Source organism: Streptomyces chattanoogensis (assembly GCF_001294335.1).
Taxonomy (GTDB): domain Bacteria; phylum Actinomycetota; class Actinomycetes; order Streptomycetales; family Streptomycetaceae; genus Streptomyces; species Streptomyces chattanoogensis.
In genome coordinates, this window is the sequence record NZ_LGKG01000162.1 from 62,878 (window position 1) to 84,734 (window position 21,857).

Below are 21,857 nucleotides of genomic sequence, written 5' to 3' on the forward strand. Positions count from 1 at the left end.
CCATCCGGAGCACCACCGATGAGCGAGCGTAGCGAGCGAATCATTCAAAGGTGCGCGCTGAGCGAATGCGAAGCCGAGCGAAGCGAGGTGTCGGCATGAGCCGCGCAGCGCTGCTCGTCCTCGCCGACGGCCGGTTCCCCGCCGGAGGGCACGCCCACTCGGGCGGCGCCGAACCGGCCGTCGCCGCGGGACACATCAAGGACGCCGTCACCCTGGAGCGCTTCTGCCGGGGCCGGCTGCACACCGCCGGCCTGGTCGCCGCGGGGCTCGCCGCGGCGGCCGCGGCCGGCCACGACCCGCTCCTCCTGGACGACGCCGCCGATGCCCGTACGCCCGTACCGGCGCTGCGCACCACAGCCCGCAAGCTCGGCCGGCAGATGATGCGGGCCGCCCGCGCCACCTGGCCCGGGCCGGACCTCGACGCGCTCGCCGCGGCGCGCCCGCGCGGCGCCCACCAGCCCGTGGTGCTGGGCGTGGCCGCCCGGTCCGCGGGACTGGAGCCGCTCGACGCCGCCTACGCCGTCGCGTACGAGAACATCAGCGGCCCGGCCACCGCGGCCGTCCGCCTGCTGAGCCTGGACCCCTTCGACGCCACCGCCGTCCTCGCCCGTCTCGCCGCCGACCTCGACCGGGTCGCGCAGCAGGGCGCCGACGCCGCGGCGCGCGTCGCCCTCGAAGGAACCGACGCCCTGCCCGCCGCCTCCGCGCCGCTGCTCGACATCACCGCCGAAGCGCACGCCGCCTGGCCGGTACGGCTCTTCGCGTCCTGACGCCCGTACTACCCAGCACCACCAGGAGCCCGCATGCATCTCGACCACCAGGACACCTTCCCCGAACGCCACACCTACAGCGCCGCCGACCCGGTACGGGCGGACGGCAGGCGGCGCGCCCTGCGCATCGGCCTGGGCGGCCCGGTCGGCACCGGCAAGACCGCCACCGTCGCCGCCCTGTGCCGCGCTCTGCGCGACGAGCTGTCCATCGCCGTGGTCACCAACGACATCTACACCCGCGAGGACGCCGAATTCCTGCTCCGTGAGGCGGTACTGCCCGCGGAGCGCATCGCGGCCGTCGAGACCGGTGCCTGTCCGCACACCGCGATCCGTGACGACATCTCGGCCAACCTGGAGGCGGTGGAGGACCTGGAGGCTGCGTTTTCTGCCGAGGGGGTCGGGCCGCTGGATCTGGTGCTGGTGGAGTCCGGTGGCGACAACCTCACGGCCACCTTCTCCAAGGGGCTGGTCGACGCCCAGATCTTCGTCATCGATGTCGCGGGCGGCGACGACATCCCCCGTAAGGGCGGCCCCGGCGTCACCACCGCCGACCTGCTGGTCATCAACAAGACCGACCTCGCCCCGTACGTCGGCGTCGACCTCGAGGGCATGGCCCGCGACGCCAGGGCGCAGCGCGGCGAACTGCCCGTCGCCTTCACCGCGCTGAAGGCCGAGAACGGCGTCAAGCCGGTCGCGGACTGGGTCCGCCACCAGCTCGCGCACTGGACCGCGGACGCCGCATGACCCTCGCCGTACCCGCACCCGCCCGGCCGGGGACCGCCGCCCTTCCGACGGCCGGTCTGCGGGCCACCGCCCGGATCACCGCACGTGCCGACGGGGTGGGAGGCGCCACCCGCCTCCCGGTGCTCGACGGCGACGGGCCGCTCGCGCTGCGCCGTGTCCGCGGATACGGCCACCAGGCGCGGGTCTGCGTCGTCGGCGCCATGAGCGCCCCGCTCGGCGGCGACCGGCTGGCCATCGAGGCGGTGGCCGAGGAGGGGGCGGCGCTGCACATCACGGCCGCCGCGGCCACCGTCGCGCTGCCCGGCCGCAACGCCGGACACGCCACCTACGACGTACGGCTGACGGTGGCCGACGGCGCCCGGCTGGAGTGGCTCCCGGAACCGCTGATCTCCGCCGCGGGCAGCGATCTGCGGATGACCACCACCGTCGAACTGGCCCCCACCGCACGCCTCGTCCTGCGCGAGGAGCAGGTCCTGGGACGCACCGGCGAGCCGACCGGCGCCCTGCGCAGCCGGCTGACGGTCCGCCGCGCCGGCCGCACCCTCCTGGACCAGGAGACGGCCTACGGGCCCGGCGCCCCCGGGTGGGACACCGCGGCCGTACTGGACGGCCACCGCGCCACCGGCCAGCTCCTCGTGGTGGAACCGGAGCGGTATGCCGAGCCGGTCGGCGTACGGCTCCTGGGGGAGGCGGCCGACGGCGCCGGGCAGGGCGTTCTCGCCCCGCTCGCCGGCCCCGCCGCCCTGGTCACGGCCGTTGCCCCGGACGCGCTGCGGCTGCGGCACCTGCTGGACGAGGCCGCCCGCTCACACCTCCAGATCGGCCTCTAGCCGGGCCAGCCGGTGGCGTGCCAGCGCGAGGTTGGCACGCTTGCGGTCCAGCACCAGATAGAGGAAAAGCCCCGAGCCGTTCTTTCCCGTCACGGGGCGGATCAGGTGGTACTGCGCGGTCAGCGTGATGAGCATGTCCTCGATGGCGCCCTGGAGTTCCAGCATTTCCATGGTGCGCAGCTTTGCCCGTACGACATCGGTGTTGCCGGCCGCGGCGACATTGAGATCCAGCGCGTTGTTGTCGCCGAGCGTGGCGAGGGCCATTCCGCTGGTGTAGTCGACCAGGGCGACGCCTATGGCGCCTTCGATGGACGACATCGCGTCGGTGAGGGCGGCTTCCATTTGTGCCATGGGAATTACAGACCTTTCAGTGTTTCTCTTGGTGCGTCCGGGGTGTCCGGCGGTATCTGGGGGTGCCCGGGGGGATCCGGGCGGGTCAGGGGCGGGTCAGGGGCGGGCCGGGCTGTCCATCAGGGCGCCGATCCGGGCCGCGGTCCGCCGTGCCTGCCAGTGCAGCCGGCCCACATTGGTGTCCGGGCCGGCCACTGCCGTCAGGACGGCGCGGCTGCCCGCCGAATAGGCCGCGATATAGCCCTCGGTGCCGCGCGTGAGGGATTCCTCGAACCCGCCCTGACCGGTTGCTTCGGTAAGGCGTTTGGCGACCCCGATGGCCGCGGCGGTGAGCGCGGCGAGACCGTCCGGTTCGATGTCCCGCAGATCGTGGGCAATGACCATGCCGTCCGCGCTGGCCACCATTCCGCCCTGCAGATGCCGTACCTGATCGCGGAGGGCGACCAATTCCTCCCGCACATCGGGCTCGATCGTCATAAGGCTCCCGGCTCTCCTGTTTCTTCGGGTTCTTTCGTTGTTCCGCTTGATGGCACGCCTTCCGAATACGTGCCTCATGGCCGGATTTCGCGTGGGTAGGGGGTCATAGGTTTTCCTCCAGTGCCGTACGGAGTCGGACAAGGAGGGCAATATCCGGATCGGCGGTCTCGAGGATGTCCGGTACCGGTAGTTGCCAGGTCGGCGAAGGGCCTTCTGTTACGGGGTTACAGGCGCCGGGGCGCCGCCGCGGCAGGGCTGTCGGCGCCGTGGGCACCTGTATGAGCCCGGCCGCGGCGAGGCGGCGGGCGTCGAGCAGCGTCACAAAGGCGGACTGACCCAGCGCATGGGCGAGTTCGTACGGGGTGTGCCGGCCGTCGGCGCGGTCGAGCAGCCGGCGCTGTCTGCAGGTGGTGGGGGAGTGGTCCGAGCGGGCCGGGGGGAGGGGGACGAGGGGCGAGGCGTCGACCGCCGCCCAGGGCCGCAGCCGGTCGAGCAGCGCCCGGCGGCGGTCCGTCGCCCGCTGGAGGGCGGCGGCGCTGATCCCGCGGACGGTGCCCAGCCAGTGCCTGCTGCCCGGCGTGAACGAGCTGGTCTCCGACGCCAGCGGCAGCGCGAAGAACGCGGCGTCGAGGAGCGCGCCCAGATGGCAGATCTCCAGCTCGCTCTGCGTCAGCCACCCTTCGGCGACCAGGAACCGGCCGCCGCAGTGGTCCGGCCCCGCGGTCTCGAGGGCCCGCCGCCAGCGGTCCCCGGTCAGCCGTCCGGCCGCGCCGAGCCGGGCCTCGATCCCGGGCGCCGGGGTGCCCTCGACGCAGTACACGGCGCCGTCCCGGAGGTAGAAGCAGCCGTTCGGACCGCGCAGGGCGCCGGTGACGCGTTCCGCGGCGCACCGGTCGAGCGGCCCGCCGGACGCGGCGGGGCCGGGCGATTCGGAGGCCGCCGGACCGGGGGGTATGGGTAAGGGCATGGCGGGCGCTCAGGCCGCCACCAGCTCCGCCGCCAGATCGCGCAGCCGTAACCGGGCGATGGCCAGATTGGCCTGCCCGCGGTCGAGCCAGAGGTGGAGATAGGTCTGGCTGTCGAAGGCGGTGTGCACGAACCGGATGAGGTGGTAGGTGCCCGCGGCCGTGATGATGAGGTCCTCCAGGTCCGGGCCGTCGGCGCCCTTGGTGTCGAACGTGGCGCTGCGCACCACGGCCTGGACCACCTCCGCGGTGTCCGCGGCGGTCGCCTCGTGATCGGCGTGCGGCGCCCGCCCGGCCGTACCGAGTGTCAGCCCGCTGGTCCAGTCGATCAGTCCGGCACCCAGCACGCCGGGGATCCCCATCGCCTGGGCCAACACCTGATCGATACCGGGCACTTCTGAACTCCTCGTGGCAGTCTGTGGGGGAACCCGCACGGAAGGTTACTGAAGGCGGTGTGCCCGGCACATGCCTGGAGGGCATGTGCGCGGCAATTGACGTGTTATCGACGCTCGGCGGCCCATTGTCGGCGCTTGTGTGCCGCCCAAGCCGCATGCCGTGGTAGGGCGTCGACGGGTGTGCCGGATCCGCGCCGTATCGCAGCGCACCGTCGGCCGGCCTCAACTGCGGTAATCCTACGGATTGGTAAAGAAACCGTGGTCAAACCTGTTCAGGAGGGGACAGGAGACGACAGGATCCCCCTGTAACCAGCTCTGTGATCATCGTCGCCACAAGCGGCGCACCAAGCAGGGGGAACCACCACGTGAGAAGAACAGCAGCGCTGGGCGCTGCCGGCACCTTGGTGACCGGCACGCTCATAGCAGGCGCGATAGCCGCCACGCCCGCCAGCGCGGGCGAGCACCACCGCAAGCCCGGATCGGCCGAAGCCCGCGGCGTCAAGACCGCCGCCGCGCGCGCCGCCAAGAAGGGCATCGACTGGAAGGACTGTCCCGCGGACTGGGGCCTCAAGGCCCCCGTCCAGTGCGGCTATGTCACCGTCCCGGTCGACTACGCCAAGCCCAACGGCCGCACCATCAAGATCGCCGTCGACCGGGCCGTCAGCACCGGCGGCAAGGACGAGCGACAGGGCTCGCTCGTCTACAACCCCGGCGGCCCCGGCGGTTCGGGAATGAAGTTCCCGAACCGCATCACCACCAAGAACCCGCTGTGGGCCAAGACCGCGAAGGCCTATGACTTCGTGGGCTTCGACCCGCGCGGCGTCGGCCACTCCGCGGCGATCTCCTGCATGGACCCGCAGGAATTCGTCAAGGCCCCCAAGGCCGACCCGGTGCCCGACACCGAGGCCGACAAGCTCGCCCAGCGCAAGCTCGCCAAGGAGTACGCCGACGGCTGTGCCGAGCGCAGCGGCGACCTCCTGCCGTACATGACCACGCCCAACACCGCCCGCGACCTGGACGTGATCCGCGCCGCGCTCGGTGACAAGAAGCTCAACTACCTGGGCGTCTCCTACGGCACCTATCTGGGCGCCGTCTACGGCACGCTCTTCCCGGGCCACGTCCGCCGGATGCTCGTCGACAGCGTCGTCAACCCGTCCCGCGAGAAGGTCTGGTACCAGGCCAACCTCGACCAGGACATCGCCTTCGAGACCCGCTGGGGCGACTGGAAGAAGTGGGTCGCGAAGAACGACGCGGCCTACCACCTCGGCGACACCCCGGAGAAGGTCCAGGCGGCCTGGGAGAAGCTGCGCGCCACCGCCAAGAAGAACCCGATCGGCGGCGTCGTCGGCCCCGCCGAGCTCACCGGCTTCTTCCAGAACGCGCCGTACTACGACTCCATGTGGGCCACCGTCGCCCAGGTCTGGAGCGCGTATGCCGCAGGTGACGAGAAGCCGCTGATCGAGAACGCCGGGCCCGACCTCAAGGACACCGCCGGCAACATCGCGGCCGAGAACGGCAACGCCGTCTACACGGCCGTCGAGTGCACCGACACCAAGTGGCCCACCAGCTGGAAGAAGTGGGACCGGGACAACACCCGGGTCCACCAGCAGGCACCGTTCATGACCTGGTCCAACGCCTGGATGAACCTGCCCTGCGCCACCTGGTCGGCCAAGCAGCAGAAGCCGGTCGAGGTCGAGACCGGCAAGGGCCTGCCCAGCGTGCTCATCGTGCAGAGCACCCGGGACGCGGCGACCCCGTACGAGGGCGCCGTCGAGCTGCACAAGCGGTTCGCGGGCTCCCGGCTGATCACCGAGCGGGACGCCGGATCGCACGGTGTCACCGGCCAGGTGAACCCCTGCATCAACGAGCGGGTGGACGCCTACTTCGTCGACGGGAAGGTCGACGCGGACGATGTGACGTGCGCCCCGCACGCCACGCCGCAGCCGGGCAAGCAGACGGCGAAGGCCACCGCGAAGGGTGCCTCCGGCCTGCCTGTTGCTCCCTGACCTCACGTCAGTGCCAACGCCGCGGGCGGCCGGGAAGTTCCCGGCCGCCCGTTCGCCTCTCACTCTGCGTAGCGATCCCCTTGAGTGCCCGGCCTGTTGTGCCCGGCCTACCGCCCCGCGAACACCTCATGGAACGCCGCCCTGGTGGGGGAGTCCGCCTGCCGGTCCAGCACGGCGAACACCACCCGGTCGAACCATCCGGCGAACCGGCCGTCGCCCAGCAGCAGGGCCGCGAACGCCCCCGCCACCTGCGCCGGTTCGTTGCGGAAGACCCCGCACCCCCAGGCCCCGAGCACCAGTTGGCGGTGACCGGACACCGCCGCGACCTCCAGCACCCGTTCCGCACGGGCCGCCAGCGCCCCCGCCACCCGGCCCGTCTCGGCCGGCCGCTGCCGGGCGATGACCCCCGCGTTCGGCGCCGCGGCCGTCAGGAACCCGGCCTCGTACGGCACTTCGAGCAGCGTGCCCCGGTCGTCACGGAACACCGGCACACCGGGGGAGAGGATCACCCGGTCGCTGTAGAACGGGCTCGGCGCGGCCCGGTGGGCGGCGTAGAAGTCCGGTGCCTCGCGCACACACGTGTAGAGCGCCGACCCCCGGCACAGGGCCTCCTCCTGGGCCTGCGCACCATTGAGGTAACCGCCGCCGGGATTGCGCGCCGAGGCGAAGTTCAGCACCGCGACCGGCCCGCCGCCCGCCTCGGCGAGCCGCCGGCCCGCCGTGAGACTGCCTTCCCCCGTCACCTCGAAAACCGTCCGTACGCCCGCACCCGGGCCCTCGACGGCGACCGCCTCCGGCCCGTACAGCCGGGTCCCGGCCCGTGCCCGTCCGACCGCCGCCCCGATCTCCACCAGCCGTCCGCCGGGCGCGCGGTACGCACCTGCGGCGACGATCCGCTCCGTCTCCTGCGCCATACCGCGCAGCCGGGCGCTCATCGTCGGCACCCCCGTATCCGATCCATCATGACGATCAAGGTACGGGAGGGCGGCACACCCCGCGACGGATTATCCGCCCGCCCCGGATGCGCGGCCCGGGGCGGGCCAGTTCAGTTCCGGTCGCCGTTGCCCCTGCGTCCGTGCGCCCGCGCTTTCGCCTCCGTCTGCGCCGCGGCCTTCGCCTCACCGGCGTAGACATCGACGTACTCCTGCCCGGACAGCTGCAGGATCGCGTACATGATCTCGTCCGTGACCGCCCGCAGCGCGGTCCGCTCGTCCACCAGCCCGGCGTACCGCGAGAAGTCCAGCGGCGCCCCGAACCGGATGGTGATCCGCATCGCCCGCGGCAGCCGCCGCCCCGTCGGCTGCGCCTCGAAGGTGCCGATCATCGCGCAGGGCACCACCGGCACCCCCGCCCTGAGCGCCATCGCGGCCACCCCGGTACGCCCCTTGTAGAGCCGCCCGTCGTGCGACCGCGTGCCCTCCGGATAGATTCCCAGCAGCCGGCCCTTGCGCAGCACCGCAAGCCCCGACGAGATCGCCGCCTGCGACGCCTGGCCGCCCGACCGGTCGATCGGAATCTGCCCCACACCCCGGAAGAACGCCGCGGTCAGCCGCCCCTTCAGGCCCGGCCCCGTGAAGTACTCGGCCTTGGCCAGAAACGTCACCCGCCGTGGCACGATCGCGGGCATCACGAAGTGGTCGGCGAACGACAGATGATTACCCGCGATGATCGCCGCCCCCTCCTCCGGCACATGCTCCAGCCCCTCGACCCGCGGCCGGAACACCAGCCGCAGCAACGGCCCGAGAACGATGTACTTGAGCAGCTGGTAGAACACCCGCAGACCTCCCCGTGGTCACTGTGCCGACGCAGAGTAGCCGCCACCCGGACAGGGCGCGAGGGTTCCGGATCAGCGGGCGTGGCCCGCCGTCCGGTAGCGGAGCAGGACAACGCCGTTGCCGAAGGTCCGGGTCTCGGCCGGCTGCAGACCCACCCTGGAGTCCGAGGCCCGGAACAGCGGTGTGCCCCGCCCGATGAGGACCGGATGGACGTAGATGCGGTACTCGTCGATCAGACCGTGCTCCCTGAACGCCGCGGCGAGACCGGCGCCGCCGAGCGCCAGATCGCCGCCCGGCTGCGCCTTGAGCGCCCTGATCTCCTCGGGGTCGACTCCCCGCAGGACGGTCGTGTTCCAGCCGGCCCGCTCCAGGGGCCGGGAGAACACGATCTTGGGCATGTCCCGCCAGATACCCGCGAACTCGCAGCTCGTCATCGACCAGGTGCCGGCCGATGTCGCGCCCCGGCCCTTCGGAAAACCCCTCCAGGGACACCGACATCATCAAGACGGTCTTCCGCATGTCCCGCCTCCGAGCCGCTGCAGCCCCCGCCGGAGCCTCTCGCTACCGACGGCCGCACTGATACCAGTCGTCCCCGCCCTCCGCGAGCGACCGGCCCAGGTAGTCCCGCAGATCCCGCGCGACCCACCGCCGGCTGTCGTCCTCGTGCTCCCATACGAAGACGTCGGCACGCGGCGGCGTCCGGACGAAGGCGAACTGGTCACCGCCCCCGTTGTCCCCGAAGAAGAGCAGGGCGTCGAAGGGCATGTAGAGACCGGCGAACGAGCGGTCCTTCCAGAAGTGCAGATTCTGCTCGACGATCCGCTCCAGCGGCCAGACGGTGTCCACGCCGTACGGACCCGCCACGCCGTCGGTTTCCCGCAGCAGACCGGCGAGTTCGGCCGGCAGCGGGCACCCCAGGCGCCGCTCCGCCGCGGACAGCCCAGCCGGGCCGGCGGGCGTACGGAACCCGGCCCCGGCATACGCCCGGCCGACGAGGTCTCTCCACATAGGGGCAGCGTATGCGGGCGGCGCGGCCGGCCGGCACGCGCGTCGTGTTCCGGCCGCCGTGCCCGCACCGGCACGGCACGGAAGTGCCGGGCCCGAGAGCGCCGTTGACGAGCCCGTACGGGCGACCTCACGGCGTGGCCGCTTGCCCGTCGGCGCGTGCCGGGGTGCGCTTTCCCGCGTGCACCCGTGCTCGAACCCACCGAGCCGCCCTCAGGAGGCCCGCATGCCCAAGGCCCGCCGCGCACTCCGCGCCGCCGCGCTCACCGCCGCCGTTCTCGGTGCTCTGGCCGTCGCTCCGGGCGGCCCCGCAGCCGCGGTCGAGCCGCCTCGCCGCGGCCTCTTCCTGACGGTGTCCGGCGCGGGCAACACCTGGATCCGTGGCGTACTGCTCGTCTGCCCCGACTCCCGCGGCACCCATCCGCACGGCGCGGCCGCCTGCGCGGCGCTGACCGAGGCCGACGGCGACCTGGACGAGCTGCCGGCGACTCCGCGCCCGTGCACCAAGCAGTACGACCCCATCACCGTCGAGGCGACCGGCGAATGGCGCGGCCGTCCGGTGGCCTGGCGCAAGTCGTTCCCGAACGCCTGCGTCCTGGACTCCGACACCGGGGCGGTCTTCCGCTTCTGAGGCCCGGAGGGGCCCGGGGCGCTCAGACCCGCCGTGTCGCCACCACCCCGGCCGTCACCAGCGCCAGCACGATCCACAGGAACCACAGCCAGCCGTTGCCGCCCAGGGCCACGGTGTAGGCGGTCGCGATCACCAGCCCGCTCACCGTGCACACGGCCATCGTCTTGGCAGATCCGGGCATACCCGCAACCTCCTCACGGCAGCCCGGAACACGCATGCCACGGGCCGCGGCCATGGGACCATCGTCCCCGGCCGCGGCCCGTACCGCCAGATGACCTGGCTCCGCGTCACTGCCCCCGCGCGTTGAGCGAGGCGAGATAGGCGTTGTAGGCGGCCAGGTCCTGGTCGCCGTTGCGGTCGGCGGCGCGGTCGGCGCGCTGCGACTGGCGCTCCTCGGACTTGTACCACTGGTAGACCAGGGCGATCAGCACCACGACGGACGGGATCTCACTGAACGCCCACGCGATGCCGCCCGCGGCCGTCTGGTCGGACAGCGCCTCGATGCCCAGTGAGGCCGGCGGGTGCAGGAAGGTGCCGACCATCGGCTGCGTGGCCATCATCAGCGCGATCCCGAAGAACGCGTGGAACGGCATGCCCGCGAACAGCTCCAGCATCCGCATCACATAGCCCGGCCGGTGCGGGCCCGGATCGACGCCCATGATCGGCCAGAAGAAGACCAGGCCGACGGCGAGGAAGTGCACCATCATTCCGATGTGCCCGGCCCGCGACTCCATCAGGAAGTCGAAGAGCGGGGTGAAGTACAGGGCGTAGAGGCTCGCGATGAAGAGGGGGATGGTGAACGCCGGGTGCGTGATGATCCGCATGTAGCGGCTGTGCAGCAGCGCCACCAGGATTTCGCGCGGGCCCTTGCGGCCGCGCCCGGCGGTCGGCAGGGCGCGCAGCGCCAGCGTGACCGGCGCCCCGAGCAGCAGCAGGATCGGCGACAGCATGCTGATGACCATGTGCTGCACCATGTGCACGCTGAACATCGCCATGCCGTAGTCGTTCAGCTTGGTGCACATCACCAGAGCCACCGACAGCACACCGATGACCCAGGCGATCACCCGGCCCACCGGCCATTCGTCCCCCCGCCGTCGCAGCCGGAGCACCGCCCAGCCGTACAGCAGCAGTCCCAGCAGGCAGCCGACGAGAAAGAACGGATCACCACCGAACTCCAGCCCCCGCCCCAGCGTGAACGGCGGCAGATCCATGTTCATGCCGTCCATGCCGTGCCCGCCGTGATGCATCCGCTCGCTCCTGATTCGTACCAATGCTCCGGCGACAAGACTAGAACCGCCCCCGGCCGGAACAGCGGCCGGGGGCGGTCCGTACAACAAGGAACGACAGGTACCACAGGAACTACAGCACGCACTCCGCCTCGCCGTACCGCTCCGCGGGCACCGTCTTCAGGCTCTCCACGGCCTCGGCGAGCGGCACCAGCGTGATGTCCGTGCCGCGCAGCGCGGTCATCATCCCGAACTCGCCGCGGTGCGCGGCCTCGACGGCGTGCCAGCCGAAGCGGGTGGCCAGGACGCGGTCGTACGCGGTCGGGGTACCGCCGCGCTGGACATGGCCGAGGATGACCGGGCGGGCCTCCTTGCCGAGCCGCTGCTCCAGCTCGACGGACAGCTGGCGGGCGACACCGGCGAACCGCTCATGGCCGTAGATGTCCTTGCCGCCGACGTCGAAGGACATGGTGCCCTCGCGCGGCTTGGCGCCCTCGGCGACGACCACGATCGCGAACTTCTTGCCGGCCTCGAAGCGCGCGGAGACCCGCGCGGTGAGCTCGTCGATGTCGAAGGGCCGCTCCGGCACGACGATCGCGTGCGCACCGGCCGCCATGCCCGAGTGCAGCGCGATCCAGCCCGTGTGGCGGCCCATCACCTCGACGATCATCACCCGCTGGTGCGATTCGGCGGTGGTCTTGAGGCGGTCCAGCGCCTCGGTGGCGACGCCCACCGCCGTGTCGAAGCCGAAGGTCACGTCCGTGACCGCGATGTCGTTGTCGATGGTCTTGGGTACGCCGACGATCGGCAGCCCGGCGTCCGACAGCAGCCGCGCCGCCTTCAGCGTGCCCTCGCCGCCGATCGGGATGATCGCGTCCAGGCCCAGCTCGGCGACATGGCCGCGGGCCCGCTCGACGCCGTCCCGCAGATGGGCGGGCTGCACCCGCGACGACCCGAGGATGGTGCCGCCGCGCGCCAGGATGCCGCCGACGGCATCCAGGTCGAGCTTGCGGTAATCGCACTCCAGCAGGCCCTTCCAGCCATCGCGGAAGCCGATCACCTCATCGCCGTGATCGGCGGTGGCGCGGTGGACGACGGACCGGATGACGGCGTTCAGACCGGGGCAGTCGCCGCCGGAGGTGAGGACACCAATACGCATTGCTCGAAAAACCCTTTGCAATTCAACCGGGGGCCCGGACCCCGTCGTCCGGTTGGATCCCGCTCACCCTACAAGCGCGGGGCCATGGGATACACGTACGCCCGCAGTGCGGACTGCCGGTGCGACTGCGGGCGTACGAAAAGGGGTTGAAAGGGTGTTGAAAGGGGCGAAAGGGGTTAGGCGGGTGCGGTTGCCGCGGCGATCCGCTCCTGGCGCAGCGCCTCGTACCAGCGGTCGTCCACCGGGGGCAGCGCGTTGACATCCAGCGCCAGCTTGATCAGCAGGTCGGCGATGTGCGGGTTGCGGGCCATCACCGGACCGTGCATGTACGTACCGAAGACGGTGTCGTTGTACGCGCCCTCGTAGCCGTCGCCGACGCCGTTGCCCTTGCCGAAGCGCACCCTGGCGAACGGCTTGGCGGTCTGGCCCAGATGCGTCACGCCCTGGTGGTTCTCGAAACCGGTCAGCGGGGGCAGACCCAGCTTCGGGTCGATATCGGCCAGCACGTCGCCGACGCAGCGCTCACCCTCGCCGCGGGTGCTCACCACGTCCAGCAGCCCCAGGCCTTCCTGCTGCTTGCCGAGGTCGTTGATGAACTCATGGCCCAGGATCTGGTAGCCGGCGCACACCGAGAAGACGATCGCGCCGTTGGAGACCGCGCGGTGCAGACCGCCGTCGCGGATCAGCCGCTCGGCGGCCAGCCGCTGCGGCCGGTCCTCGCCGCCGCCGATCAGATAGATGTCGCCGGAGGTGGGAATGGCCTGGTCGGAGCGTACGTCCAGGCGCTGTACGTCCAGACCGCGCTGCCGCGCCCGCCGCTCCACCACCAGCGCATTGCCCTGGTCGCCGTACGTGCTCAGCAGGTCCGGGTAGATCCACACCAGGCGCAGACTGTTGTCACTCATGCTTGCTCGTCCTTGTCCCGAGTCCGTGGATTCCACTCAGTTGCCCACGCGGCGGCGCAGGTCCTGGAAGGCCGTGTAGTTGGCGATGACCTCGATCCGGCCGGGCGGGGCCATCTGCACCGCCTCGTCGATGTTGTCGCACACCTGGAAGTCGAGTCCGGCGACCTCGAGGCGGACCGCCAGGTCCAGCTTGCGGTCCCCGAGGACGAAGATCGGGTGCCCGGCGAGCCGGGTGTAGTCGACGTCCCACAGCCAGGAGGTGTCGGTGCCGTCCGCGCCGCGGGCGTTCACCGACATGATCACCGGGGTCGGCGGCGGGTCGATCAGCGAGAATGTCTCCAGCCAGCCGGCCGGGTTCTTCGCCAGCAGCAGCCGCAGCTCCCGTTCCAGGAACGAGACCACGTCATAGCGTCCGGCCACGGCCTGCACGCTGAACATCCGCTCCAGGGCGACCTGCGGCGGCACCCCGAAGGCGGCGGCGACCGCGGCCGACGTCGTTGCGTTCGCCTTGTTGGCACGGCCCGGCAGCTGGAGCTTGATCGGCCAGGCGCTGCCGTGCGGGTCCAGTACGTGATCACCGGAGAGCGCCCAGCTGGGCGTCGGCCGGCGGAAACCGCACTCGCCGCAGAACCAGTCGTCGCCCGGCCGCTGCATCACGCCACCGCAGGACGGGCAGGACCAGGCGTCGTCCTTCCACTCCTGGCCCGCTGCGACCCACACCACATTCGCGGACGACGAGGCCGCCCAGACGATCAGCGGGTCGTCCGCATTGGCGATGATCAGCGCCTTGGAGCCGGCCAGGCCCTCGCGCCACTTCTCCGCCAGCATCCGGGTCTCCGCGGCGCGGTCGAGCTGGTCGCGCGAGAGGTTCAGCAGCGCTATGGCCTTCGGCGTGACATCCCGGGCCACCCCCGCCAGGTACTTCTCGTCGACCTCGATGACGCCGTACTTGGCGTCCGAGCCGCCGGCCAGCGCGGAGGTGATACCCGCCGGCATATTGGCGCCGAGCGCGTTGGAGACCACCGGTCCGCTGGCCCGCAGTGCCTCGGCGATCAGCCGCGTGGTGGTCGTCTTGCCGTTGGTGGCGGACACCAGAACCACGTCCAGGTGCCGGGCCAGCCGGGCCAGCAGGTCGGGGTCGAGCTTCAGCGCCACCCGGCCACCGATCACCGATCCGCTGCCGCGGCCCGCCGCGCGCGATACCGCCGCCGCGGCCTTGCCTGCCGTCACGGCCAGCTTGGCCCGCGGCGACAGCGGCTCCGTGTTGCCTGCCATCGTCCTTGATCCTCCTTGCATCCGGCGCCCGCCTGCCGCGTGGCCGCCGGGGGAACGCCTCCTCCGCAACCGACGACCGGCCGGAGGCTTCGGTCGGGGATCAGCCTATCGAGATCCGGCCGTGGGCCCGAACCCCGCCACCCGTGCGACGACATCCGGTGTGACCGGGGAGGCTTCCCGATCACCGTACGCTGGACGCCATGCGCACCCGTACGATCCCCGGCAGCACCGGCCGCCCGCGCCCGATGCGCCTCCTCGGCGACCCGGCCCTGACCATGCCCTGTCAGGAGGTCACCGCCTTCGACGGTGAGCTCGCCCGGCTGATCGAGGACATGTACGCGACAATGTACGCGGCCCACGGCGTCGGCCTCGCCGCGAACCAGATCGGCGTCCCGCTCCGGGTGTTCGTCTACGACTGCCCCGACGACGAGGACCGCCGCCACCTCGGTCATCTCGTCAACCCCCGGCTCGTCGAGGCCGACGGCCCGGTCGTCCGCGGACCCGAGGGCTGTCTGTCGCTGCCTGGTATCGAGGCCGGTACGCCGCGCCACGACCACGCCGTCGTGGAAGGGTTCAGCGCGACCGGCGAGCCGCGGACCGTCACCGGCACCGGCTTCTTCGCCCGCTGCCTCCAGCACGAGTGCGACCACCTCGACGGCGGCCTGTACGTCGACCACCTCACCGGACTGAGGCGACGACGGGCCCTGCGCGCGGCCGCCCGCGCGCCATGGGCCGACCACGGCGAAGTCCGGCCGCCGCATTCCTGACCTGACGGCCGCCGGATTCCCGGGCCGGTTGCGGGGCGGGCGATCGGCTTGCCGCGGGCGCCCGGCCGACACCGGCGAGCGGCGGGAATGCCCGGCCCGCCCCACCGTGTTGTGGACCCGCAGGGGGCCCACGCATCCCCTAGGGGATCTGTTCGAACGCCCCCCAGGGGCCGGTGACCGCCAGGGCGCCGCTCAGAATCCGGGGCCGCCCGCGAGGTCCTTGACGGTGGCGAGCTGTCCCCACAGCAGATCCGTCAGATGCTGCACCAACTTCTCGCGGGAGCAGGGGCGTTCCCGCAGCCACCAGTCGCCGGCCGCGTGCATCATGCCGACGATGCCGTGCCCCCACACCCGCGCCCGTTCCTCGCCGTCGGGTCCCAGCTCCAGCCGGTCGGCGATCACCTTGGCGAGCTCCTCGCCGAGCCGGCGCAGCAGCGGGGCGGAGTGCCGTCCCACATCGAAGCCCGCCTCACTCTGGCTCTGCTCGTCGGAGGGGTGCATCAGGAAACGGTAGACCTGCGGCCGGGTCTCGATCGCGACCAGATAGGCGTCGAGGGTGGCCTCGACCCGGTCGCGGCGCAGGACCGGGGCGTCCAGCGCGGTGCGCAGATTGTCCAGCAGAGCGTCGGTGTGCCGGACGGCCAGCGCGCGGTAGAGCCCGCCCTTGTCGCCGAAGTGCCGGTAGAGGATCGGCTTGGTGATGCCGGCCTCGGCGGCGATGGCGTTCATCGACGCGTCCGGGCCGTCGCGCAGCACAATCCGCTCCGCGGCCTCCAGCAGCTCCCGCCGTCTGCGTTCGGTCGCCGTCTGCCGACGGCCGCTGTCCTGTGTGTTTTCCATGGTCGTGCTCCCACCCTCGTGACTCCGTGGCGCTCGCGCAACGTAACACCCGAACTCCACGGCGAATTCGAACCCCGGGGAGTTGACATCCCTTACTGATGAGTAACAGACTCGGCGTTACCGCAAGTAACATGCGAGAGATCGCAGCACAGACCGCAGTGCAGGAGGGGTCATGGCCGAGTTCACCATGGAGCTCAACGACGAACAGCGGGAAGTCCGCGACTGGATTCACGGTTTCGCCGCGGACGTCATGCGCCCCGCCGCCGCCGAGTGGGACGAGCGCGAGGAGACCCCCTGGCCGGTCATCCAGGAGGCCGCCAAGATCGGCCTGTATTCTCTGGACTTCTACGCGCAGCAGTTCTTCGACCCCACGGGCCTGGGCATCCCGATGGCGATGGAAGAGCTGTTCTGGGGCGACGCCGGTATCGCCCTGTCGATCGTGGGCACTGGCCTCGCCGCCGTCGGCGTGCTCGCCAACGGCACCGAGGAGCAGATCGGCACCTGGGTCCCGCAGATGTACGGCGACGCCGATGACGTCAAGGTCGCCGCCTTCTGCTCCTCCGAGCCGGACGCCGGATCGGACGTCGCCTCGATGCGCACCCGCGCGGTCTACGACGAGGCCAAGGACGAGTGGGTGCTCAACGGCACCAAGACCTGGGCCACCAACGGCGGCATCGCCAACGTCCACGTCGTCGTCGCGGTCGTCGACCCCGAGCTGGGCTCCAAGGGGCATGCCTCCTTCATCGTTCCCCCGAACACCCCCGGTCTGTCCCAGGGCCAGAAGTTCAAAAAGCACGGCATCCGCGCCTCGCACACCGCCGAGGTCGTCCTCGAGAACGTCCGGGTCCCCGGCCATTGCCTGCTCGGCGGCAAGGAGAAGCTCGACGAGCGCCTGGCCCGCGCCCGGGAGAAGGCCAAGGCCGGTGGCGAGCGGGTGAAGAATGCCGCGATGGCCACGTTCGAGGCGTCCCGCCCGGCGGTCGGCGCGATGGCGGTCGGTACGGCACGCGCCGCGTACGAAGAGGCCCTGGAGTACGCCAGGACCCGCGAGCAGTTCGGCCGCCCGATCATCGACAACCAGGGCGTCGCCTTCCAGCTGGCCGATATGCGCACCCAGATCGACGCCGCCCGTCTCCTGGTCTGGCGCGCCTCCTGGATGGCGGTGGCCGGCAAGCCCTTCACCTCTGCCGAGGGCTCCATGTCCAAGCTCTTCGCCAGCGAGGTCGCCAAGAAGGTCACCGCCCAGGCCGTACAGATCCTCGGCGGCAACGGTTTCACCCGCGAATACCCGGTGGAGCGGATGCACCGCGACGCCGCGATCTACACCATTTTCGAAGGCACGAGCGAGATCCAGCGGCTGGTGATCGCCCGGACGCTGTCGGGGATGCCGATCCGATAGGGCCTTGTCCCGGTAGAACGCGCTGAGGTCCGCAGTGTGGAGAGAAGGCCCCACCCGTGGCCGGGTGGGGCTTCGGCGCTGTGCGGCGGCGCGGCTTTGGACGCGCGGGTTCGCTCGGGCTGCCGGGGCTGCCGGCCTGGTGGGGCCGGTTCCTCACTTGAGGGCGACCCCTACGGGAGCGTCCTCGACGGGGATGGTGGCCGTGATCGTATTGGTGTCGGTGTCGATCACCGACACGGCGTCCCAGTTCTCGTCGGTGACGTAGGCGCGGCGTCCGGCGGGGTCCACGGCCACCCCGCCAGGGCCGTCGCCGGCCGGGATGGTGGCGGTGACCGTGGTGGTGTCGGTGTCGATCACCGAGAGGGTGTCCGCGTCGAAGTTGGTGACGTAGGCGCGGGCCCGGGTCGTGTCCACCGCCACGAACACCGGGAAGTCGCCGGCGGGCACGGTGCCGATGACCGTGTTGGTGTCGGTGTTGAACACCGACACGGCCTCCGAGCCGACGAGGGGGACATAGGCGCGGGCCCGGGGCCCGTCCACCGCCACCCCGCTCGGCCGGTTGCCGACGGGGACGGTGGCGATCACGGCATTGGTGTTGGTGCTGAGTACGGACACGGTCGCCGAGTCGCCGTTGGTGACGTAGGCGCGGGCCTGTGTCGGATGGACTGCCACGCAGACAGGTCTGTCGCCGACGGGGATCGTGGCGATGACCGTGTTGCTGCTGGTGTCGATGACCGACACCGTGTCCGAGTCGGTGTTGGTGACGTAGGCGCGGGCCCCGGTCGGGCCCACCGCCACCGCGATCGGACTGTCGCCGACGGGGACGGTGGCGGTGACCGTGTTGCTGTTTGTGCTGATCACCGACACGGTGTCCGAGAAGACATTGGCAACGTAGACGCGAGCCAGGCTCGGATTCGCCGCCACCCCGAAGGGGAAGCTGCCGACGGGGATCGTGGTGATGACGGTGTTGCTGCTGGTGTCGATGACCGATACGACGTTCGACATCGCGTTGGTCACGTACGCCCTCACGGCGCGGCCTGGAGGCCTGCCGGCCCTACGCGGCGTCGATGCCGCCTGGTCCGGAGGCTTTTGTCCGTACGGCCCTCCGGCGGCCGGAGGCGTTCGCGGGCGCAGGGGACGGTGTGCGTCACCCTTCCATTCTTCGGTCCGTCGCCGGGTGCTGCCAGGGCGGTTCGGCCGGAAGGTTGATTCGACCGGGCGGCTGATCGGCCCGCCTTGTCGGTGTCGGGCCGGACGTTGGAGGCCGGGCGTCGGGCGTCGGAGGTCGGGCGTCGGGCCTCTGCGGGCCCCGGCCGAGGCTGTCGGAGGAAATGTCGTCCGCAGGCGTTGAGCCCCGCACACCGCCCGGCCCCGCCGAGCGGCGGGATCAGGGTGTCGTGAAGAAGGCGCTCATGCCGTCGACGTCGGAGAGGTAACTGTCGATGGCGGTGATACGTCCGTCGCGGGTGGTCAGCACGGTCGCGAGGTATTCGTCCAGCTGACGGCCGTCAGCGGCGGTCGCCCTGTTGCGGAGCGAGAGCGCGGCGCCACGCGCGCCGACAAGTATGTGCAGCAGCTCGGTGTGCAAGCCCTGGCCCGCGATGTGCCGGGCCCGGTGCACGACCGCGTCCGCCCCGTGGGCGGTGCCGGAGATGGTGCCGGTTCCCGGCATGGTCCAGGTGATCTCGTCCGCCAGCAGACCGCGCAGCGTCTCCCAGTCGCGGGCCTGGAATGCGGCGAGGAACCGTTCGGGGATGGTGGGGTCCGCGCTGTCCGGGGACATGGGTCTCCTGTTCCTTTGTTCCTTGCCGACGGCTGTCGGGGCTGCCGTCGGGTTGATCAAACCCACCTCGCCGACTTTAGGCGGTTCACCCTGGCGGCACGCACCGGCAGCCTGGTGCTCTCGCCACCCGGCAGCGCGGCGCCGGGCGGGCCGGGCCGACGTTTCGCTGATTCGGCCTCACTGACGCTTCGTCAGTTGTCCGGGATGTCAACGGAGTCGAGGCCCGGTTCCCCGGACCTTCGCGGCGGTGCGAGCGACGTCACCCTGGCGGCCGTCTCCCTCCCGGCCGTCGCATACGGCCCCTGAGCAGGCGCTCGTCAATCCTCCAGCCCTGCCCCGGATGGGTCGCCCGGGGCGCGGCTGTTCGTTCGCCGGCGAGTCATCCCGCGCCCGTATCCCCTTGACGAGCGGATCGACTCGCTCTACGTTCCTTCCATAAAGCAAAACATTGATTCCATGATGCGGAATTAAACAGCTTTCCGGTTCCTTCTGGTTCCCTCCGGCCCCTTCGCCGGAACATGCCCCTGACAGGTCGACGCAGGAGTACTCGATGCCTCGAATGACAGCCGCCCGCGCCGCAGTGGAGATCCTCAAGCGCGAGGGTGTGACCAACGCTTTCGGAGTGCCGGGAGCGGCGATCAACCCCTTCTACAAGGCGCTGAAGGAGGGCGGCGGCATCGCCCACACCCTCGCCCGCCATGTCGAGGGCGCCTCGCACATGGCCGAGGGCTACACCCGTGCCAAGGCGGGCAACATCGGTGTCTGCATCGGTACCTCCGGCCCGGCCGGCACCGACATGATCACCGGTCTGTACTCCGCGATCGCGGACTCGATCCCGATCCTGTGCATCACCGGCCAGGCCCCGACCTCCAAGCTCCACAAGGAGGACTTCCAGGCCGTCGACATCGCCGCGATCGCCAAGCCGGTCACCAAGGCGGCGACCACGGTGCTCGAGGCCGCGCAGGTCCCGGGCGTCTTCCAGCAGGCCTTCCATCTGATGCGCTCCGGCCGTCCCGGCCCGGTCCTCATCGACCTGCCGATGGACGTCCAGCTGGCCGAGATCGACTTCGACCCGGAGACGTACGAGCCGCTGCCGGTCTACAAGCCGCAGGCCACCCGCGCCCAGGCCGCGAAGGCCCTCACGTTCCTGCTGGAGTCCGAGCGCCCGCTGATCGTCGCCGGTGGCGGCATCATCAACGCCGACGCCTCCGACCTGCTGGTCGAGTTCGCCGAGCTGACCAACATCCCGGTCATCTCCACCCTGATGGGCTGGGGCACCATCCCGGACGACCACGAGCTGAGCGCCGGCATGGTCGGTGTGCAGACCGCGCACCGCTACGGCAACGCGACCTTCCTCGAGTCGGACTTCGTCCTCGGTGTCGGCAACCGCTGGGCCAACCGCCACACCGGTTACAACATGGAGGCCTACACCAAGGGCCGGAAGTTCGTCCACGTCGACATCGAGCCCACCCAGATCGGCAAGATCTTCGCCCCGGACTACGGCATCGCCTCCGACGCCAAGGCCGCGCTGGAGCTCTTCATCGAGGTGGCGAAGGAGCTCAAGGCCGAGGGCAAGCTGCCCGACTTCAGCGACTGGGCCGCCTCCACCCAGGAGCGCAAGGCCGCCCTGCAGCGCCGCACGCACTTCGACAACATCCCGATCAAGCCGCAGCGCGTGTACGAGGAGATGAACAAGGCCTTCGGCCCGGAGACGCGCTACGTCACCACCATCGGCCTCTCCCAGATCGCCGCCGCGCAGTTCCTGCACGTCTACCGGCCGCGCAACTGGATCAACTGCGGCCAGGCCGGCCCGCTCGGCTGGACCATCCCGGCCGCCATCGGTGCCGCCACCGCCGACCGGGAGACCCCGATCGTCGCACTGTCCGGCGACTACGACTTCCAGTTCATGATCGAGGAGCTGGCGGTCGCCGCCCAGCACAAGGTCCCCTACGTCCACGTTCTCGTGAACAACGCCTACCTGGGTCTGATCCGTCAGGCGCAGGGCAACCTGGGCATCAACTTCGAGGTCAACCTCGAGTTCGAGAACATCAACACTCCGGAGATCGGCGTCTACGGCGTGGACCATGTCAAGGTCGCCGAGGGTCTGGGCGTCAAGGCGATCCGCGTCACCGACCCGAGCGAGCTGGGTGCCGCCTTCGAGGAGGCCAAGAAGCTCTCCGTCGAGCACCAGGTCCCGGTCGTCGTCGAGGCGATCCTGGAGCGGATCACCAACATCTCGATGAGCCCCAACGTCGACATGAGCAACGTCAAGGAATTCGAGGAGATCGCGACCGAGCCGGGCCACGCGCCCACCGCGATCAAGCCCCTCAAGGTCTGAGGCCGGAAGACCGGCCCGTGTGGTGTGCCGGGCGCGGCTTGACCCCCGCGCCCGGCCTCGCCACCATCTCGTAAAAACAGAAACAAAAATCCGCTATCCGGAAGGGGCGCCTGACTCTCATGGGTTTCACGGACACGCGCTTCAACGTCAATCTGTCGATTCTGTTCACCGAGCTTCCGTTGCTGGAGCGGCCGGCGGCCGCACGGGCGGCGGGCT

23 protein-coding genes and 2 pseudogenes are annotated in these 21,857 nt (G+C 70.9%); 9 read left to right on the forward strand and 16 right to left on the reverse strand.

What is annotated here, in order from left to right:
* Positions 1–95: 95 nt before the first annotated feature.
* The 3 genes from ADL29_RS29610 to ADL29_RS29620 are packed head-to-tail and all read left to right on the forward strand — an operon-like array spanning position 96 to position 2,344.
* Positions 96–770: an urease accessory protein UreF gene (locus tag ADL29_RS29610; protein ID WP_053926628.1), complete on the forward strand. Its 675-nt coding sequence runs from the start codon at positions 96–98 to the stop codon at positions 768–770.
* Between the two features lie 33 nt (positions 771–803).
* Positions 804–1,514 (forward strand): urease accessory protein UreG, encoded by a 711-nt coding sequence (gene ureG, locus ADL29_RS29615; protein WP_053926629.1) that lies wholly within the window; start codon positions 804–806, stop codon positions 1,512–1,514.
* Complete coding sequence (locus tag ADL29_RS29620; protein ID WP_053926630.1) at positions 1,511–2,344, forward strand: urease accessory protein UreD; 834 nt, start codon at positions 1,511–1,513, stop codon at positions 2,342–2,344. The genes ureG and ADL29_RS29620 overlap by 4 nt, the downstream gene beginning before the upstream one ends.
* Here ADL29_RS29620 and ADL29_RS29625 read toward each other — a convergent pair.
* The 4 genes from ADL29_RS29625 to ADL29_RS29640 form a co-directional block, all read right to left on the reverse strand.
* Complete coding sequence (locus ADL29_RS29625; RefSeq protein ID WP_053926631.1) at positions 2,321–2,695, reverse strand: roadblock/LC7 domain-containing protein; 375 nt, start codon at positions 2,693–2,695, stop codon at positions 2,321–2,323. The two genes, ADL29_RS29620 and ADL29_RS29625, sit on opposite strands and share 24 nt — an antisense overlap.
* Positions 2,696–2,791: 96 nt before the next feature.
* The gene (locus ADL29_RS29630) at positions 2,792–3,172 is read right to left on the reverse strand and encodes a roadblock/LC7 domain-containing protein (protein WP_053926632.1); all 381 of its coding nucleotides are present in this window, start codon (positions 3,170–3,172) and stop codon (positions 2,792–2,794) included.
* 103 nt (positions 3,173–3,275) lie between these two features.
* Positions 3,276–4,139: a hypothetical protein gene (locus ADL29_RS29635; protein ID WP_053926633.1), complete on the reverse strand. Its 864-nt coding sequence runs from the start codon at positions 4,137–4,139 to the stop codon at positions 3,276–3,278.
* Positions 4,140–4,148: 9 nt separating this feature from the next.
* A complete protein-coding gene (locus tag ADL29_RS29640; protein ID WP_046924327.1) occupies positions 4,149–4,532 on the reverse strand; it encodes a hypothetical protein in 384 nt (127 codons plus the stop codon).
* Between the two features lie 365 nt (positions 4,533–4,897).
* Here ADL29_RS29640 and ADL29_RS29645 point away from each other — a divergent pair, with 365 nt between their 5' ends.
* Positions 4,898–6,538 (forward strand): alpha/beta hydrolase, encoded by a 1,641-nt coding sequence (locus tag ADL29_RS29645; RefSeq protein WP_053926634.1) that lies wholly within the window; start codon positions 4,898–4,900, stop codon positions 6,536–6,538.
* Between the two features lie 107 nt (positions 6,539–6,645).
* Here ADL29_RS29645 and ADL29_RS29650 read toward each other — a convergent pair whose 3' ends face one another.
* The 4 genes and pseudogenes from ADL29_RS29650 to ADL29_RS29665 form a co-directional block, all read right to left on the reverse strand.
* A complete protein-coding gene (locus ADL29_RS29650; RefSeq protein WP_053926635.1) occupies positions 6,646–7,473 on the reverse strand; it encodes a TIGR02452 family protein in 828 nt (275 codons plus the stop codon).
* Positions 7,474–7,583: 110 nt separating this feature from the next.
* Positions 7,584–8,312 (reverse strand): lysophospholipid acyltransferase family protein, encoded by a 729-nt coding sequence (locus tag ADL29_RS29655; protein WP_046924324.1) that lies wholly within the window; start codon positions 8,310–8,312, stop codon positions 7,584–7,586.
* A 72-nt stretch (positions 8,313–8,384) separates the two neighbouring features.
* Positions 8,385–8,832 (reverse strand): annotated as a pseudogene (locus tag ADL29_RS29660) (dihydrofolate reductase family protein).
* 42 nt (positions 8,833–8,874) lie between these two features.
* Positions 8,875–9,321, reverse strand: a complete 447-nt coding sequence (locus tag ADL29_RS29665; protein ID WP_053926636.1) for an SMI1/KNR4 family protein — start codon at positions 9,319–9,321, stop codon at positions 8,875–8,877.
* Between the two features lie 223 nt (positions 9,322–9,544).
* On the opposite strand from ADL29_RS29665, the gene ADL29_RS29670 reads away from it, so the two are divergent.
* Positions 9,545–9,949 carry an SSI family serine proteinase inhibitor gene (locus ADL29_RS29670; protein WP_053926637.1) on the forward strand — a complete coding sequence of 135 codons (405 nt, stop codon included), beginning with the start codon at positions 9,545–9,547 and terminating at the stop codon, positions 9,947–9,949.
* Positions 9,950–9,971: 22 nt separating this feature from the next.
* Here ADL29_RS29670 and ADL29_RS44250 read toward each other — a convergent pair whose 3' ends face one another.
* The 5 genes from ADL29_RS44250 to ADL29_RS29690 form a co-directional block, all read right to left on the reverse strand.
* On the reverse strand, positions 9,972–10,130 hold the full coding sequence (locus tag ADL29_RS44250) for a hypothetical protein (RefSeq protein WP_046924321.1): 159 nt from the start codon (positions 10,128–10,130) through the stop codon (positions 9,972–9,974).
* Positions 10,131–10,236: 106 nt separating this feature from the next.
* Positions 10,237–11,196 (reverse strand): cytochrome c oxidase assembly protein, encoded by a 960-nt coding sequence (locus tag ADL29_RS29675; protein WP_053926638.1) that lies wholly within the window; start codon positions 11,194–11,196, stop codon positions 10,237–10,239.
* A 112-nt stretch (positions 11,197–11,308) separates the two neighbouring features.
* Positions 11,309–12,334 carry a 6-phosphofructokinase gene (locus ADL29_RS29680; RefSeq protein ID WP_046924319.1) on the reverse strand — a complete coding sequence of 342 codons (1,026 nt, stop codon included), beginning with the start codon at positions 12,332–12,334 and terminating at the stop codon, positions 11,309–11,311.
* Between the two features lie 176 nt (positions 12,335–12,510).
* Entirely contained in the window at positions 12,511–13,239 is a 729-nt protein-coding gene (locus ADL29_RS29685; protein ID WP_053926639.1) for a type 1 glutamine amidotransferase, read from the reverse strand.
* Between the two features lie 36 nt (positions 13,240–13,275).
* Positions 13,276–14,514, reverse strand: coding sequence for a Mur ligase family protein (locus ADL29_RS29690; protein ID WP_046924317.1), 1,239 nt, complete (start codon positions 14,512–14,514; stop codon positions 13,276–13,278).
* Between the two features lie 200 nt (positions 14,515–14,714).
* Here ADL29_RS29690 and def point away from each other — a divergent pair, with 200 nt between their 5' ends.
* Positions 14,715–15,281 carry a peptide deformylase gene (gene def / locus ADL29_RS29695; protein WP_053926640.1) on the forward strand — a complete coding sequence of 189 codons (567 nt, stop codon included), beginning with the start codon at positions 14,715–14,717 and terminating at the stop codon, positions 15,279–15,281.
* Between the two features lie 192 nt (positions 15,282–15,473).
* Here the strand turns inward: def and ADL29_RS29700 are convergent, their stop codons facing one another.
* On the reverse strand, positions 15,474–16,121 hold the full coding sequence (locus ADL29_RS29700; RefSeq protein WP_053926641.1) for a TetR/AcrR family transcriptional regulator: 648 nt from the start codon (positions 16,119–16,121) through the stop codon (positions 15,474–15,476).
* Positions 16,122–16,293: 172 nt separating this feature from the next.
* Here ADL29_RS29700 and ADL29_RS29705 point away from each other — a divergent pair, with 172 nt between their 5' ends.
* Positions 16,294–17,520 carry an acyl-CoA dehydrogenase family protein gene (locus tag ADL29_RS29705; RefSeq protein ID WP_053926642.1) on the forward strand — a complete coding sequence of 409 codons (1,227 nt, stop codon included), beginning with the start codon at positions 16,294–16,296 and terminating at the stop codon, positions 17,518–17,520.
* A 153-nt stretch (positions 17,521–17,673) separates the two neighbouring features.
* On the opposite strand, the gene ADL29_RS29710 is transcribed toward ADL29_RS29705, so the two are convergent.
* Positions 17,674–18,537 carry a YVTN family beta-propeller repeat protein gene (locus ADL29_RS29710; protein ID WP_063788563.1) on the reverse strand — a complete coding sequence of 288 codons (864 nt, stop codon included), beginning with the start codon at positions 18,535–18,537 and terminating at the stop codon, positions 17,674–17,676.
* A gap of 370 nt (positions 18,538–18,907) precedes the next feature.
* Positions 18,908–19,303: a nuclear transport factor 2 family protein gene (locus ADL29_RS29715; RefSeq protein ID WP_053926643.1), complete on the reverse strand. Its 396-nt coding sequence runs from the start codon at positions 19,301–19,303 to the stop codon at positions 18,908–18,910.
* Positions 19,304–19,853: 550 nt separating this feature from the next.
* Between ADL29_RS29715 and gcl the strand changes: the two genes are divergently transcribed.
* Together gcl and ADL29_RS42990 are read left to right on the forward strand one after the other, a co-directional pair.
* Entirely contained in the window at positions 19,854–21,641 is a 1,788-nt protein-coding gene (gene gcl, locus ADL29_RS29720; protein WP_211274414.1) for a glyoxylate carboligase, read from the forward strand.
* Between the two features lie 119 nt (positions 21,642–21,760).
* Positions 21,761–21,857: pseudogene (locus ADL29_RS42990) on the forward strand (hydroxypyruvate isomerase); the annotation flags it as partial.